This window comes from Lacticaseibacillus zhaodongensis, assembly GCF_009687905.1.
GTDB lineage: Bacteria > Bacillota > Bacilli > Lactobacillales > Lactobacillaceae > Lacticaseibacillus > Lacticaseibacillus zhaodongensis.
In genome coordinates, this window is sequence record NZ_BLBG01000024.1 from 16,286 (window position 1) to 30,890 (window position 14,605).

The window sequence follows — 14,605 nt, forward strand, 5'->3', positions numbered from 1 at the left end:
CAGGCCGTAGCACCCGCTGCACCCGCTGTTTCCTCCACTCAGTCCAAGATCAACGCCGTTATCAACCTTGCCAAGAAGGAAATCGGCAAGCCATACGTATGGGGTGCTAAGGGTCCTAACGCTTTTGACTGCTCTGGTCTGATGCACTACATCTTCAAACAGGCTGCCGGCAAGGAAATTGGCGGCTGGACCGTTCCTCAAGAATCAGCTGGTACAAAGGTTTCTATCAGCAGTCTTAAGGCCGGTGACTTGGTCTTCTGGGGTAGCCGCGGTGCTACATACCACGTTGCCCTTTATGTCGGCAACGGCCAGTACATTGAGGCTCCTAAGCCAGGTCTGAGCGTTCGTTACTCCAAGCTCAGCTCATACTTCATGCCTAGCTTCGGTGTCCGCGTATTCTAAATTAGAAATTAATACTTATAGGGTCGCTCCTAATTGGGGCGACCCTTTTTGTTACAGTCTGTTCCAGTTAATCATCTTGCGGTCGAATTCTTGGTGCTAATCCGATTTGTTTTCAAACTGCGCTGGTCTTGAATCTTGGGTTCTTAGTGCCATTGCGCAAAGAACCGCCGGCTGCAGATTGGGGCTCCTATTGCACAGAGTGGGTTAACAGAGGTGTGCAGGAGTTACGGTCTACGGCCCTAATCATGAGCAGATAGCAGCTGATTGCGCTGTGGGGCCGTCCGGAGCGAAGCAGCGTGTTCCTCACCGTTGCGCAAAACCATCATTGTTGCAAAAAAAATAGGAAAGGCCAGCTGATCGACTTTTCCTGAATGAAGATGCGGATTCACTTAGTAGACAAAGTCCATAATCAACCAGCCCACTGTTGCCAAGATGGCTAAACCGATGAAGTTAAAGGTTGTGAAACCGATGAAGAAGGATTTGGGACTCTTACTGCCCCAGTTGGTATATTCCTTGTAGACAAGCAAGTTACACATCGATCCGACCACGGTACCCAAGCCACCGATATTCGAACCAAGGAATAGGGCCGCTACATAATGGGTGAACTTCCCAATCAACACGGTCGACGGGACGTTAGAAATCAGTTGTGAAGAAAGTAAGCTGGTCAAGTAGACGGAATGACGTGTGCTCATGAAACTGGAAATCAGGTTGGAGATCGCCGGAACTTGTTGTAAGACAGAAATAATGATGAAGAAACCGGTAAAGGTGAGGACGATAGCGTAATCGACATCGCCCATAATTTTGGGCTGCAGGGCGACCGCCAGGATGATGGCTGCCACGGCGCCAACCCATGCCGGGATGAAGTTGAGAACCCCGGCAAAAATCAGGAGGGCAACCAATACGGTGACGATGGTTGGCCGGATCATGATGTGAATATTCATTGCGGGGACGGTCGGGACCGGTGTTTTCTTAACGAACATGCTCAGGAGTAGCAGTAACGCCAGGCTGGCAATGAGCAGGGGAATCGACCACTGGAAAAAGACGTGGGTAGGAATCCGGTAGCGGCTCATTAAGAAGATATTATGCGTGTTCCCGAATGGGGTGAAGGCACTCCCGAAGTTAGCCGCCATCCCGATCAGGGTGACTGGTAGTACTTCCGGAAGGCGGTACTTTTTAGCGATATTTAGGTATAACGGGATCAGGGTCAGGACGGTGACGTCGTTCGTCAGGAACATTGCGGCAACAACCGCCAGAACTAAGAACATCCACGTCAACTGGCGGGCATTACTGGCGTGGCTCGTAAGGCGGTACGCGCAGTAGTCGAGGATATGTAGATATTGGAAAATTTGAATTATGGTCATCATGGCCAAAATTGACCAAAGCGTTGAAAAACTAATATCAGCAAGATGCGGTCTGGCAATAAACATGCTGATGATAACAAGGGCCGTTGTGATCTGCAGTACGCGGTCCTTGGCAATGCTTTTAATTACATTCATAATTTACACTCTCCAAAATATTCACCACTTCCATTTTGGACTAGCCACGGCGTACTCGCAATGAAGTTAGTGTAAATGTGTTGTAAGCGGTTTGTAACGGTCGTGTAAATGTGGGCTGAAGATTGTCCCGGCTGTGGTTAGTCCTCAGCTTCAAACCGCCTCGTTTCGCTCTGTGTGTAGTCGAGCTGCGCCCCGCAAAAGCTTGCGCTTAACCCACTCTGGTCAAAATGCCAAAGCCCAGGCATTTAGCCCAGAGTCCGTTAATGCTCAGCCTCTGACCGCTGGGCTCCGCTCTGTGCATAGTCGAGCTACGTGAGGCTGAAACCTGCGCTTAACACACTCGGTAACAAATGCTTAAACCCCAGCATTTGTTACCGAGTACGTTAATGCTCAGTTTCAAACCGCCTCACTCCGCTCTGTGCATAGTCGAGCTACACGGGACAGAAGCTTGCGCTTTGCACACCCCGGGAGTAATGCCAAACCCCGGCATTTCTCTCGGTGTACGCAAATGCTCAGCTTCTAGACGTCCCGTTCCGCTCTGTGTGCTGGTACATTTCCCATAATTCTTGTATCATGAGAGGCGGTATTGATTAAAAATGTTTATATAGGAAAGGGGGCCCCGTGTTGTTAAGAATTTACAACACCCTTAGCAGGGCTAAAGAAGACTTTGTGCCGATTGTTCCCGGAGAGGTGCACATGTACGTCTGTGGACCAACCGTTTACAACTACATTCACATCGGTAACGCGCGCTCCGCGATTGCTTTTGATACGGTGCGCCGCTATCTTGAATACAGTGGCTACAAGGTAACTTACGTGTCTAACTTCACTGACGTTGATGACAAAATCATCAATGGCGCCAAGAAAACTGGTGAGGAACCGTTAGCACTGGCACAGCGCTTTATTGACGCCTTTATGGCCGACACGAAGGCACTGGGCATTGAACCAGCGACCGCTAACCCGCGGGCAAGTGAAATGATTCCTGATATCATTGACTTTGTTCAGCAGTTGATTGCCAAGGGTTACGCGTATGAAAGTGACGGCGACGTCTACTTCCGCGCGCGGAAGGCAAAGAACTACGGGGCCCTCGCAAATAAAAACATTGATGAGCTGCGGTCTGGTGCTAGTCAGCACACTGAACAGGCGGAGACCGCCCGCAAGGAAGACCCAGTGGACTTTGCCTTGTGGAAGTCAGCCAAGCCTGGTGAAATCTCATGGGACGCGCCATTTGGTCCCGGCCGGCCGGGCTGGCACATCGAGTGCTCGGTCATGAGCACCAAGCTTCTCGGCGATACAATCGATATTCATGGCGGTGGTCAGGACCTCGAGTTCCCGCACCACACTAACGAAATCGCGCAGAGCGAAGCGAAGACGGGCAAGAAGTTCGTCAACTACTGGATGCACAACGGCTTTGTAACGGTCGGTGAAGACGACGAGAAGATGAGCAAGAGCCTAGGCAATTTTGTGACCGTTCATGACTTGATCAAGAAAATTGACCCGATGGTGCTGCGTTTCTTCATGGCCACGACCCAGTACCGCAAGCCGATTCGCTACACGCAGGCGAACCTTGATGAGGCTGCGACTAACCTGAACAAGCTGCAGATCGCCCGTAAGGCCCTCAGCTTCCGGGCCAAGGACGCGGCGGCAGGAACGGACAGCAAGGTCCAGGACCAGCTAGAGACGCTGACAGGCCGATTCACGGCAGCCATGGATGACGACTTCAATGTTGCCAACGCGCAGACAGCTTTGTTCGACCTCGCCAAGCTGATGAATGAATATAGTGAGGAAAGCACGTTAAAGGCGGACAGCGTGACCGCATTGTTGACGGCCTTTGACGCGTGGATGCAAATTTTCGGCATTCCCGCACCTCAGGCAGAACTGCTGGATGCAGATGTTGAAGCCAAAATTGCGGCGCGTAATGCAGCGCGGGCGGCGAAGGATTTTGCAAAGAGTGATCAGATCCGTGATGAACTCACGGCGGAAGGAATTATTTTGGAAGACACAGCACAGGGAACTAGGTGGCGCCGCGCATGAGTGTTCAGGTAAATCAGCTCAACGGAATCGCCCTCGCGTACTTAGGGGATGCGGTTTACGAAGTCTACATTCGCCGGCACCTGCTTGGTCGGGGCTTGACTAAGCCGGCTCAATTACAGCGGACGGCGAAGAACTTCGTGTCCGCCAAGGCGCAGGCAGCGCTTATCGACGGAATGACGGAGCAAGGCTTGCTCAGCGATGAGGAGCAGGACATGTTCAAACACGGACGGAACGCGAAGAGCTACACGCATGCCAAGAACACGGATGTTGTGACTTACCGTGTCTCAACCGGTTTTGAGGCGCTGTTCGGTAGCTTAGACTTGTTGGGTCGGCACGACCGGGTCAATGAACTCGCCAAGTGGTGTATTGATTACGTAGAAAATGGGGGTACCGGGCATGGCGAAATTCACGAATAATAATCAGCGGAGCGGCGGCAGCAAGGGACGGCGGCCAGCACGCAAACGCGACGGGCAAGACGACAGCCGGCGCAAGCCGCGGGACCACCGCAGCGAACCCCACGTGCGTCCTGACGTTGAGACCGAAGCCGGGATGGAGGACAACGAGTTCGTCTATGGCCGGCACGCGGTTGAGGAGTCACTGAAAACTGGCAGTAACGCCAACATCAACAAGCTCTTCGTACAGTCGGACCTGAACTCCGATACCATTCACGACATCGTGAAGACCGCTCAGGACAAGAAAATCCTGATCAGCCAGGTGCCCAAGAACAAGTTGGACTTGCTCAGTGACCGCGGTAACCATCAAGGCGTGATGCTTGCGATGTCACCATACAGTTATGCGACCCTCGACGACCTGTTTGACGCGGCCACGGCTAAGAATGAGGAGCCATTCTTCCTGATTCTGGATAACCTTGAAGATCCGCATAACCTTGGCTCAATCATGCGGACGGCGGATGCGGTTGGGGTACACGGAATCATTATTCCAAAGCACCGCGCGGTTGGCCTCACGAGCACGGTGGCCAAGGTCAGCACCGGCGCCATTGAGCACGTGCCCGTTGCGCGGGTAACGAACCTTGCCGCTGCCATCAAGACCCTTAAGGAACGCGGCGTCTGGATCTTCGGCACCGCCATGGAAGGCCAAGACTTCCGCAAGTGGGACGCACACGGCGCTATTGGTCTGGTAATCGGCAATGAAGGCAAGGGGATTTCCCCAGGCCTGCAAAAACTGATGGATGCAACCATCAGTATTCCGATGGTTGGCCACGTCCAAAGTTTGAACGCGAGTGTTGCCACTGGGATTCTCTTGTACCAGGCGTTTACTAGCCGCCAGGAACAAAAATAAGTTGATTTTCGCGGGATGTCCACAATTTGTGGGCATTTTTTGCATTTAGTGTAATGAACTTGTGCACTAATTGATTCAACGGGCCAATTCACCGTGAATCCGCTTACCGGGTTTGACATCGTAAATAAGCCGCTTGTTCATTCCTGTAAAATACGGATATATAATTATCGTTTCACTTTCGGCCACTCGCTTTCATCATGTTTCCACAATTTATCGGAATTAGTTCGATTTTTGGCCCTTAGTCCCCCTTGTATATTTTGGCTATACGAATGGGGGGATTGTGATGGAACAGCATGAGCTTGAACAAATCAAGCGGGCGGTGTTTGATTCGGATGCTTTCGAAGAGGTTTTTACCATCTATCGGCCGATCGTGCTTGCACGACTGCGGCATTATGGGCTGCGGGGGATGGCTTACGATGACTGGATGCAAGAAGCACGGATCGCGATGTTGCGGGCGGCGAAGCGTTACGATGGCAGTGGTGGCTCGCAATTCGGTTCCTATTACAAAATGGTGCTTATTTCCCACTTCACATCCATCTTGCGTGGTGCCTTGGCGCAGAAACGGGCGCCGTACAACACAGCAATTCTGTTTGGAGCCAGCAGCAGTGAAATTGACAATTTCTACAGTCTCAGCCAACCAGAAGGTAACGTTGAGCGGATTGCTGATGTTCGGCTAGAGTGGAGTGATTACTACAACCGGCTGTCAGATTTAGAGGTGCACGCACTCGCGAAGTTGCTGCGGAATAATCAGAATGCATCGGCACGCGAGAAGCGGGCAATCAACCGCGCACGCAACAAGTTTCGGGATTTTCTCTCGCCTGAACGTGATTGACGGCACTACCAGCATTTGCCACGGGCCACTTTAAATGGTAGAATTCTAAGGATATTGAAATAGGAGGACCGCCATGAGTCTAAAAAAAGTGGCGTTAGCCTGCAGCGTGTGCGGTCAGCGGAACTACTTTGTTCCGGAAAATAAGAAGCGCACAGAACGGTTAACCTTAAAAAAGTATTGTAAACATTGTGGCAAGGTAACAGTCCACAGCGAAACACGTTAACACGAGGGAGGGAACATACAAGTGAAGTTTATTAAAGGCGTCATTGACGAAATGAAACTTGTTACTTGGCCTAACGGAAAAGAAACACGGCGGGACACCAGTACGGTCATTGTGACCTCCATCCTGTTCGCCATTTACTTTGCATTGTGCGATTGGGCAATCATTTCATTGCTCGACCGGTTCATCGGTGCCTAACAATTGAATTAGCTTAAGTGGCGCGTAATTGCGCCGCTTTTTTTTGTTTATTGACATTTAATTTTGCCAAAATGCTGCAAAGTAAGGCGCTGCGTGTAAAACGAGGCTGTTACTAAATCGGCGTATCTGTTATACTTAGCTTATTAACGGACCAACACCATCTGGTGGCGGTTTTTTATTTTGGCGATTTTTTCAAAAACGAAAGGAAATCAATCATGGACTCATCCGAGAAACAATGGTACGTACTGCACACATACTCCGGCTACGAGAACAAGGTTAAAGCTAACCTTGAATCCCGGGCCAGTTCAATGGGTATGGATGACTACATTTTCCGCGTAATCGTTCCTGAAGAGGAGCAGCACACGCTGAAGAATGGTAAAGACAAGGTGGAGAAGGAGAAGACCTTCCCTGGGTACGTCCTTGTTGAAATGGTAATGACGGACGAATCATGGTTCGTCGTGCGGAACACACCGGGTGTTACCGGCTTTGTCGGCAGTCACGGTGCCGGGAGCAAGCCCGCACCACTGATGCCAGATGAGATTGACAAGATTCTTCGCGAAATCGGCATGGAAACGCACAAGACGGACGTTGACTTCGAACTGGGCGAAACTGTTAAGATCGTTGACGGTGCATTCTCCGGTACAACCGGTAAGGTCACCGAAGTTGATCACGACAAGTACAAGCTCCGCGTTAGCATCGAAATGTTCGGCCGTGAAACCGCTGCTGAACTGGATTTCGACCAGGCGGCAAAGATTTAACACAGAGCGGAGTGAGGCGGTTTGAAGCTGAGGACTAGAGGGCTTTGGGCCTGATGCCTGAACTTAGGCATCAGGTTCAAAGCCAGCTAGCCGCAAGCTTCAGCCTCACGCAGCTCGACTAGACACCATAATATAGAACGTATCTTTACAGCATTGCGAGTTTGCAAGTGCATTTCTGTTCCCTGCCCTTGCTAATCGCCACTAAAGATGCTAAATTAAGACAGTATGTTTTTGCATACGTGTGGGAGACCAAAAATAGTGGTCATCTAACCACATCACGGACCAAGGAGGTTATGTCTCGTGGCTAAAAAAGTAGCAAACATCGTTAAACTTCAGATTCCTGGTGGGAAAGCAACTCCAGCTCCTCCAGTAGGTCCTGCTCTTGGGCAGGCCGGAATCAACATCATGGGCTTCACAAAGGACTTTAACGCACGGACTGCAGACCAGAACGGTATGCTGATTCCTGTTGTTATCACCGTTTATGAGGATCGCTCATTTGATTTCGTAACAAAGACTCCTCCAGCAGCTGTTCTTCTTAAGAAGGCCGCTGGCGTTGAACACGGTTCTGGCGAACCAAACACCAAGAAGGTTGCTAAGGTAACCAAGGCGCAGGTTCAGCAGATCGCCGAAACAAAGATGCAAGACCTTAACGCTGGTAGTGTTGAAGCTGCTATGCGCATGGTTGAAGGGACTGCTCGGTCCATGGGCTTCACAGTCGAAGACTAGACCCAGCATCCGGATTGGCGGTAAAAACCGTCGTAATCAAGTGGAAGGGATAGAATCCCGTTGACCACATTTGCAAGGAGGAAAACCCAGAATGGCTAAAAAAGGTAAGAACTACATCGAGGCTGCTAAAGCAGTCGATGCTGACCGGACTTACGCCCCAAAGGAAGCTTTGGAACTCGTAAAGAAGATCAGTTTTGCTAAGTTCGACGAAACCGTCGAAGTAGCATACCGTCTCCAGTTGGACCCTAAGAAGGCAGACCAGCAGCTTCGTGGTGCTGTTGTGCTTCCTAACGGTACTGGTAAGACTTCCCGTGTGATTGTTTTCGCACAGGGTGAACAGGCAAAGCAGGCTGAAGAAGCAGGCGCTGACATTGTTGGCGGCGACGACCTTGTTCAGAAGATCCAGGATGGCTGGCTTGATTTTGATGTTGCTGTTGCAACACCACCAATGATGGCTAAGGTTGGTCGTTTAGGCCGTGTCCTTGGACCTAAAGGCTTGATGCCTAACCCTAAGACCGGCACTGTTACGATGGACGTTGCAAAAGCTGTTAACGACATCAAGGCTGGTCAAGTTGCCTACCGTGTTGACAAGGCTGGTATTATCCACGCCCCTGTTGGTAAGGTAAGCTTCGACACCGACAAGTTGTACGAAAACTTTGAGACTCTGAACGAAACCTTGATCAAGGCTCGTCCAGCATCTGTTAAGGGTACGTACATCAAGTCCCTGACTCTTACTTCTACGTTCGGCCCTGGTGTCCACGTTGACGCCAGCAAGTTCTAAGAAATAAGTTGAGAGAATGTCGCCGATAATCATCGGTGGCATTTTTTTGTATTTCAAGGGGTTTTAGTTGACAGGGTCGCTAGAGATTGGTAAACTACTCCTTGTGTTAAAAACTCTGCCTAAGACTCAGGGGGCGCAAGCCTTAATAATCCTGCCGAGGTGGTATCGGGCTTCATATGATACCTCTATGTCTTGGTGGACATGGAGTTTTTTTATACTTAAAAAGATAGAAAATCCATGAACAAACATCAGGAGGTGAAAAAACACATGAGTAAAGAGATTATTGCTAAGAAGGCAGCAGTCGTTGATGGGATCAAGGATCAGTTCGACAACGCGGTTTCCGCCGTTGTTATGAACTACCGTGGTCTGACCGTTGACGAAGTAACTGCACTTCGTAAGGAACTCCGCGATGCTGGTGTCAAGATGGAAGTCATCAAGAACACCTACTTGCGCCGGGCCGCTGACCTTAGTGGTTACAAGGGTCTCGACGAGCTTTTCACTGGCCCTACAGCCATTGCATTCTCTCAAGAAGATGTTGCCGCACCGGCACGCATCGTCAAGAAGTATGCTAAGCAGTTCGATGCCCTTGAACTTAAGGGTGGTTTCATCGAAGGCAAGGTTGCTACCTTGGAACAACTCGACGAACTCGCTGGTCTGCCAGATCGCGAAGGTATGCTTTCAATGCTGCTTTCCGTACTGCAGGCACCTATTCGCAACGTGGCATACGCCGTCAAGGCTGTTGCCGAAAAGGGCGACGAATCAGCTGCTTAATGGCCGCTTGATTTTGTTCCCTGTCGTTATCACAAACTATTTAAATCGAAAATTGGAGGATACCAATCATGGCATTGGATACACAAGCAATTATCGATCAGCTTAAGGACGCTAGCATCCTTGAACTGAACGATCTCGTTAAGGCTATCGAAGACGAATTCAACGTTACTGCTGCTGCTCCTGTTGCAGCCGCTGGTGCTGCTGGCGCCGACGACGCTGCCGCAAAGGACAGCTTCAACGTTGAACTGACCGAAGCTGGTCAGGAAAAGGTTAAGGTTATCAAGGAAGTTCGTAGCATCACTGGCCTTGGCCTTAAGGATGCAAAGGGCCTGGTTGACAGCGCTCCTGCAAACGTTAAGGAAGACCTTTCCGAAGACGAAGCAAACAAGATCAAGGAACAGCTCGAAGCTGTTGGCGCAACAGTTACTCTCAAGTAATTATTACGCGTTTGATCAAACAGGCCGCAACCGTCATTATGACGGCTACGGCCTGTTTTTTATATCTCTGGCGCGGCGCGTCCTTACATTTTGCTCAAACTTGGGACGATTGCTTCACTTGTTTGGAAATCGGTGGGACAATATAGGTTCAAGATGTCACAGATACATTCATAAAAAAATTACATTTAAAAACTAAAATAATGAGCATGTGAACATTCGCAATTAAAGGAGATCTTTTTATGGCTTATCGGACTCAACCATTATTGTCACCTACCGCCATTGTTTCGTTGATTCTCTTCGTCAGTGCCTTCAACGTCATCAATACTAACGTCAACCCGAAGAGCGCCCCGAAGAGTGAAAAGGCGCAGAGCAGTCTCATATCGAGCATTCAGGCCAAGCAGGGCGGGGCTAGCAGTAGTTCCAGCAGCAGTGCCGATTCGGCCAGTGCTAGCGATAAGAAACCCAAGCCGAATGATCAGAGCAGCAGTTCGTCTAGCAATGCTAGCTCAAGCAGTTCTGCAGCCAGTGACAAGGCGCAAAGTAGCAGCGCTGACTCCAGCTCGACCACGCAGAAAGAACAGGGCGGAACTGAAACTAAAGCCAGCTCTGCATCCAGCACTAAGGAATCCACGCCGGCAACAACTGAAAGTTCGCACGCAACGACTGCTGATTCATCTAGTCAGAAGACTGAGACCAACGCGACGTCTGATTCGGCGAAGACGGGCACGGACACGCAGCAATAAAAAGGGGGTAGTGCAATGCTAACAGCTTTAGATTTGATCAACCGCTTGCTGAATTATTTTAATATTCAGGATAAGCCCAAGGGCCGGGCGTTCACAATCGTCGCTTTCCTTGCGAACTTCTACATTTTGTACGTGGCGCTCAACGCCTTGCGCTACAAGGGTTTCCGCCTGCAAGGACTGGCCTTCTTGCTGCTATTTTTGGTGTTCCTGTACTTCATCGTGTTGAACTTTGTTTACTATTTCACAGATAAGACGGCAAAGTTCGACATTTCGCCTGTCATCGAAAAAGCGTTGGGTGGGAACAGTAAGGCAAAAAAGGCCGCCGAGGAAGCATACACGCAGACGGAGAGCCCCGTCAACGGGGTGTTTACAAACGACCAAGTTCTTCCCGCGACCCTCAAAATCAGCGCCAACAATCAAGTAGCCATCGATAAATTGGTCGATGCGTTGCAGGCCCAAAGTTTGCTCACATTAGATTATCATGGTTTAGACGATAACACCTTAGCACGTGTCGCGACAAAGAAAGCGGCTCCAGTTTTAGCCATGGGGGCGCCACTGCCACTGCCGTTTTTCGAATTGCGTCACACACTGGATAACAGGTGGGTGATCGTTGGGGGGATGAACAGTCTTGATTACACGGAGCTTGCCGAAGTCGAGACGATCGGGCTAACGCCAATTGAGCAGGCTGCTAACCAATATAAATTAGCCGCAGCCCAGGTGGTTTTGACCGGGGGTCCACAGAAGCGGCCAGCTCGTTCGGGACTGATGGAAATAACTGAGCCCTTTACGATTGAGGCACAATTAGCTTATGTAGATGCGAACAAAAATGCACAATAATTAATATTTATTTGCATTTTGTTAGCTTTCACAGTAAACTTTAAAAAATGAATACATCTGGAGGTTGTGCTTATGTCCATGATTGAGTTTCACGATGTGGAAAAGTATTATGGTAAATTTCACGCGCTTAAAGACATTAATTTAACAATTGATCGCGGTGAAGTTGTTACGATCATCGGTCCTTCAGGTTCTGGTAAGTCCTCGCTCTTGCGGACTATCAATGGCCTGGAGCCAATCACCAGCGGGAAACTGCTGGTCAACGATATGGATCTCGCTGACAGCAAGACCGATATGAACCGGATTCGTAAGGATGTCGGCATGGTCTTCCAGCACTTCAATCTTTACGCCAACAAGACCGTTTTGGATAATGTTACGCTCGGGCCCCGCCTAGTTCTGAAGAAGGATAAGAAGGAAGCTGAAGAGCGCGCCATGGACCTGCTCAAGATGGTTGGGCTGGACGACAAGGCGGCTAGTTTCCCAAGCATGCTTTCTGGGGGGCAGAAACAGCGGGTGGCTATCGCCCGTAGTCTCGCAATGGATCCGAAGGCAATTCTGTTTGACGAACCAACGTCAGCCCTGGACCCCGAAATGATCGGTGACGTTCTGGACGTTATGCGCAAAATTGCTAAGCAGGGCATGACCATGGTCGTGGTTACCCACGAAATGGGTTTTGCTAAGCAAGTGGGGAACCGAATCGTCTTCATGGCGGACGGCAAGATTCTTGAGGATAGTACCGACGTCGCGGACTTCTTCGCCAACCCTAAGGAACCGCGGGCCAAGGAGTTCATTAGCAAGATTATTAACCACTAAAGGGGGAATGAGCCATGAAAAAGCGTTTATGGAAATTCATACTCCCACTGCTGATGCTGCTTGGGCTGACAACACTTGCCGGCTGCGGCAACAGTGTTGCTAGCCGGGACACGTTGACCGATGCTAGCAATTCGAACACTATCATCTGGGGGGTCAAGGCGGACACTAACCTGTTCGGCCTGATGAACATTAAGACTGGTAAGATTCAGGGTTTTGATGTGGACCTTGCTAAAGCAATCACCAAGGAGATTCTGGGACCTAAGGGGAAGGCTAAGTTCGTGCAGGTTACTAGTGATACGCGGATGCCGCTGCTCAAGGCGGGGAATATCGACGCCATCATCGCGACCATGACGATCACGCCTGACCGGGAAAAGCAGGTCGATTTCTCGAACATCTACTTTAAGGCTGGTGGTTCACTGCTGGTCAAAAAGGGTAGCCCAATCAAGAGCGTCAAGGACTTGAAGAAGGGTACCAAGGTAATCGTTGTTCAGGGCTCCACTTACGGGCCTGAAGTCAAGGCTGCGGCGCCACAAACTAAGGTGCTCCAGCTAGGCGACTACGCATCTGCATTCACTGCCCTGAAGTCAGGACAGGGGGATGCACTATCAACTGATAACGGGATTCTATATGGGATGTCGCTGCAGGACAAGGACTACCGCGTTGTCGGTGGCACCTACACAAAGGAACCATACGGGATTGCCGTTAACAAGGGGCAACACGCGTTCCGCCGCTCCATCAACGAAGCACTTAGCAAGCTGAAGGAAAACGGGGAATACGACAAAATCGCCAACAAATGGTTTGGCGATGTGCCTGGGTTTAACGTGAAGGAGGTCAAGTAGATGTTTGATATCCTTAACTCTAACTGGGGAGTCCTGGGAACAGGCTTCCTGACGACCATTGAATGTTCCGTTATCGCGCTGATTTTCTCCACGATTCTGGGCACGGCCTTTGCACTGATGGAAATCAGCCCAATCAAGTGGGTGCACGCTGTCGGCCGTGTCTACGTTGAAGTTGTGCGGAACATTCCCCTGCTGGTCATCACGATGTTCTTCTACGTTGTTATTCCAAAGTATGTTCTGCCAATTACCGGGTTTGCTGCCGGGACGATCGGTCTGACGATTTACACCAGTGCGTTCATTGCTGAAACGGTCCGTGCTGGGATCGAAGCCATCGCCAAGGGGCAAATGGAGGGCGCGCGCAGTGTCGGCATGACTTACGGTCAGGCCATGACCCAAATCGTCTTTCCACAAGCCGTCAAGGTCATCGTGCCACCAATGGGTAACCAGTTCATCAACTTGGTCAAGAACTCATCAGTCCTCGCCTTTGTTTCTGGCTTTGACCTGATGTACCAAGGCAAGCTGATTGCCGCGGCGACCCTGAATACGTTTGACTCCTACATTGTCGTTGGAATTTTCTACCTGATTCTCACACTGCCGCTGTCTTACTTCATGCGGTACCTTGAGAAGCGGTGGGATGCGGCCTAGAAAGGAGGACACACGATATGAAATCATTTATCGATGCACTATCATGGGTTAACGTGCACTACCTCCTTGAGGGCTTCATGATCACCTTGGAGGTTTCCGTTGTCTCAATCATCGTGAGCTTCATTTTGGGCATCATCTTGGGTATCATTCGCTATGTGAATATCAAGGTGGTCTCTCCGGTTATCGGTTTCGTCATTGACATCATTCGGAACCTGCCGCTCATCCTGATGCTTTTCTTCGTCTACTTCGGCTTGCCCGAGATGGGGATTCGGCTCAACGCCGTGTCCGCGACCATCATCGCCCTGAGCATCTTCGAAGCCGCGATGATTGCCGAAATCGTCCGGTCCGGGATCAAGGCCGTGCCAAAAGGCCAGATGGAGGCGGCTCGGTCTAACGGGATGACGTACCGGCAGGCGATGACGAACATCATTTTGCCGCAAGCTTTGCGCAAAATGATTCCGCCAATCGTTAGCCAGTTCATCAGTCTGATCAAGGACACGAGTCTTGCAACCATCATCTTGCTGCCAGAAGTGACCTTCAACGCGCAGCTGATATACGGGCAGAACGTTAACTACATGATTCCAATGTACGTCGCGCTGGCCGTCCTGTACTTCGTCGTGAACTACCTGTTGTCCGTGGCATCACGGATCCTGGCAAAGCGGCTCGCGATTTAGAACTTAACTTCACCAATTACAAAACTGATAGGGGTTGTGACATAACCCCACGTTAAGTAGGCGCCATGGAGGAAATCTTCGGATTTCCTTCATGGCGCCCTTTCTG

The 14,605-nt window shown here is 50.4% G+C and carries 18 protein-coding genes, 1 pseudogene and 1 other annotated feature; of the genes and pseudogenes, 18 read left to right on the plus strand and 1 reads right to left on the minus strand.

Features of this window, described 5'->3' with window-relative positions; genetic code table 11:
* Nucleotides 1-3: 3 nt before the first annotated feature.
* Nucleotides 4-402 (plus strand): annotated as a pseudogene (locus GN107_RS11515) (C40 family peptidase); the annotation flags it as partial.
* Between the two features lie 389 nt (nucleotides 403-791).
* Here GN107_RS11515 and GN107_RS10410 read toward each other — a convergent pair.
* Nucleotides 792-1,898 carry an SLC13 family permease gene (locus tag GN107_RS10410; RefSeq protein ID WP_155287803.1) on the minus strand — a complete coding sequence of 369 codons (1,107 nt, stop codon included), beginning with the start codon at nucleotides 1,896-1,898 and terminating at the stop codon, nucleotides 792-794.
* A gap of 624 nt (nucleotides 1,899-2,522) precedes the next feature.
* Between GN107_RS10410 and cysS the strand changes: the two genes are divergently transcribed.
* The 17 genes from cysS (at nucleotide 2,523) to GN107_RS10495 (ending at nucleotide 14,499) form a co-directional block, all read left to right on the plus strand.
* Entirely contained in the window at nucleotides 2,523-3,929 is a 1,407-nt protein-coding gene (gene cysS / locus GN107_RS10415; RefSeq protein ID WP_155287802.1) for a cysteine--tRNA ligase, read from the plus strand.
* Nucleotides 3,926-4,345 (plus strand): Mini-ribonuclease 3, encoded by a 420-nt coding sequence (locus tag GN107_RS10420; protein WP_155287801.1) that lies wholly within the window; start codon nucleotides 3,926-3,928, stop codon nucleotides 4,343-4,345. Before cysS ends, GN107_RS10420 begins: the two co-directional genes overlap by 4 nt.
* Before the next feature lie 133 nt (nucleotides 4,346-4,478).
* Complete coding sequence (gene rlmB / locus GN107_RS10425) at nucleotides 4,479-5,228, plus strand: 23S rRNA (guanosine(2251)-2'-O)-methyltransferase RlmB (RefSeq protein WP_155287821.1); 750 nt, start codon at nucleotides 4,479-4,481, stop codon at nucleotides 5,226-5,228.
* A 283-nt stretch (nucleotides 5,229-5,511) separates the two neighbouring features.
* On the plus strand, nucleotides 5,512-6,060 hold the full coding sequence (locus GN107_RS10430) for a sigma factor (protein WP_155287800.1): 549 nt from the start codon (nucleotides 5,512-5,514) through the stop codon (nucleotides 6,058-6,060).
* A 73-nt stretch (nucleotides 6,061-6,133) separates the two neighbouring features.
* Nucleotides 6,134-6,283: a 50S ribosomal protein L33 gene (rpmG, locus tag GN107_RS10435; RefSeq protein ID WP_155287799.1), complete on the plus strand. Its 150-nt coding sequence runs from the start codon at nucleotides 6,134-6,136 to the stop codon at nucleotides 6,281-6,283.
* A 21-nt stretch (nucleotides 6,284-6,304) separates the two neighbouring features.
* On the plus strand, nucleotides 6,305-6,478 hold the full coding sequence (gene secE / locus GN107_RS10440; protein WP_155287798.1) for a preprotein translocase subunit SecE: 174 nt from the start codon (nucleotides 6,305-6,307) through the stop codon (nucleotides 6,476-6,478).
* Nucleotides 6,479-6,693: 215 nt separating this feature from the next.
* Complete coding sequence (gene nusG, locus GN107_RS10445; RefSeq protein WP_196246328.1) at nucleotides 6,694-7,236, plus strand: transcription termination/antitermination protein NusG; 543 nt, start codon at nucleotides 6,694-6,696, stop codon at nucleotides 7,234-7,236.
* 300 nt (nucleotides 7,237-7,536) lie between these two features.
* The gene (gene rplK, locus GN107_RS10450; protein ID WP_155287797.1) at nucleotides 7,537-7,962 is read left to right on the plus strand and encodes a 50S ribosomal protein L11; all 426 of its coding nucleotides are present in this window, start codon (nucleotides 7,537-7,539) and stop codon (nucleotides 7,960-7,962) included.
* A 91-nt stretch (nucleotides 7,963-8,053) separates the two neighbouring features.
* Nucleotides 8,054-8,743: a 50S ribosomal protein L1 gene (rplA, locus tag GN107_RS10455; RefSeq protein WP_155287796.1), complete on the plus strand. Its 690-nt coding sequence runs from the start codon at nucleotides 8,054-8,056 to the stop codon at nucleotides 8,741-8,743.
* A gap of 100 nt (nucleotides 8,744-8,843) precedes the next feature.
* Nucleotides 8,844-8,965 (plus strand) — a sequence feature (ribosomal protein L10 leader region).
* 45 nt (nucleotides 8,966-9,010) lie between these two features.
* Nucleotides 9,011-9,514 carry a 50S ribosomal protein L10 gene (gene rplJ, locus GN107_RS10460; protein WP_155287795.1) on the plus strand — a complete coding sequence of 168 codons (504 nt, stop codon included), beginning with the start codon at nucleotides 9,011-9,013 and terminating at the stop codon, nucleotides 9,512-9,514.
* Nucleotides 9,515-9,582: 68 nt separating this feature from the next.
* Nucleotides 9,583-9,951, plus strand: a complete 369-nt coding sequence (rplL, locus tag GN107_RS10465) for a 50S ribosomal protein L7/L12 (RefSeq protein ID WP_155287794.1) — start codon at nucleotides 9,583-9,585, stop codon at nucleotides 9,949-9,951.
* A gap of 239 nt (nucleotides 9,952-10,190) precedes the next feature.
* The gene (locus GN107_RS10470) at nucleotides 10,191-10,694 is read left to right on the plus strand and encodes a hypothetical protein (RefSeq protein ID WP_155287793.1); all 504 of its coding nucleotides are present in this window, start codon (nucleotides 10,191-10,193) and stop codon (nucleotides 10,692-10,694) included.
* Nucleotides 10,695-10,709: 15 nt separating this feature from the next.
* Nucleotides 10,710-11,531, plus strand: coding sequence for a DUF6681 family protein (locus GN107_RS10475; RefSeq protein WP_155287792.1), 822 nt, complete (start codon nucleotides 10,710-10,712; stop codon nucleotides 11,529-11,531).
* Nucleotides 11,532-11,603: 72 nt separating this feature from the next.
* Nucleotides 11,604-12,341, plus strand: coding sequence for an amino acid ABC transporter ATP-binding protein (locus GN107_RS10480; RefSeq protein ID WP_155287791.1), 738 nt, complete (start codon nucleotides 11,604-11,606; stop codon nucleotides 12,339-12,341).
* Nucleotides 12,342-12,355: 14 nt separating this feature from the next.
* Nucleotides 12,356-13,180: a transporter substrate-binding domain-containing protein gene (locus tag GN107_RS10485; protein ID WP_155287790.1), complete on the plus strand. Its 825-nt coding sequence runs from the start codon at nucleotides 12,356-12,358 to the stop codon at nucleotides 13,178-13,180.
* Nucleotides 13,181-13,825 carry an amino acid ABC transporter permease gene (locus GN107_RS10490; protein ID WP_155287789.1) on the plus strand — a complete coding sequence of 215 codons (645 nt, stop codon included), beginning with the start codon at nucleotides 13,181-13,183 and terminating at the stop codon, nucleotides 13,823-13,825.
* Nucleotides 13,826-13,842: 17 nt separating this feature from the next.
* Nucleotides 13,843-14,499, plus strand: a complete 657-nt coding sequence (locus GN107_RS10495) for an amino acid ABC transporter permease (protein ID WP_155287788.1) — start codon at nucleotides 13,843-13,845, stop codon at nucleotides 14,497-14,499.
* Nucleotides 14,500-14,605: the final 106 nt, after the last annotated feature.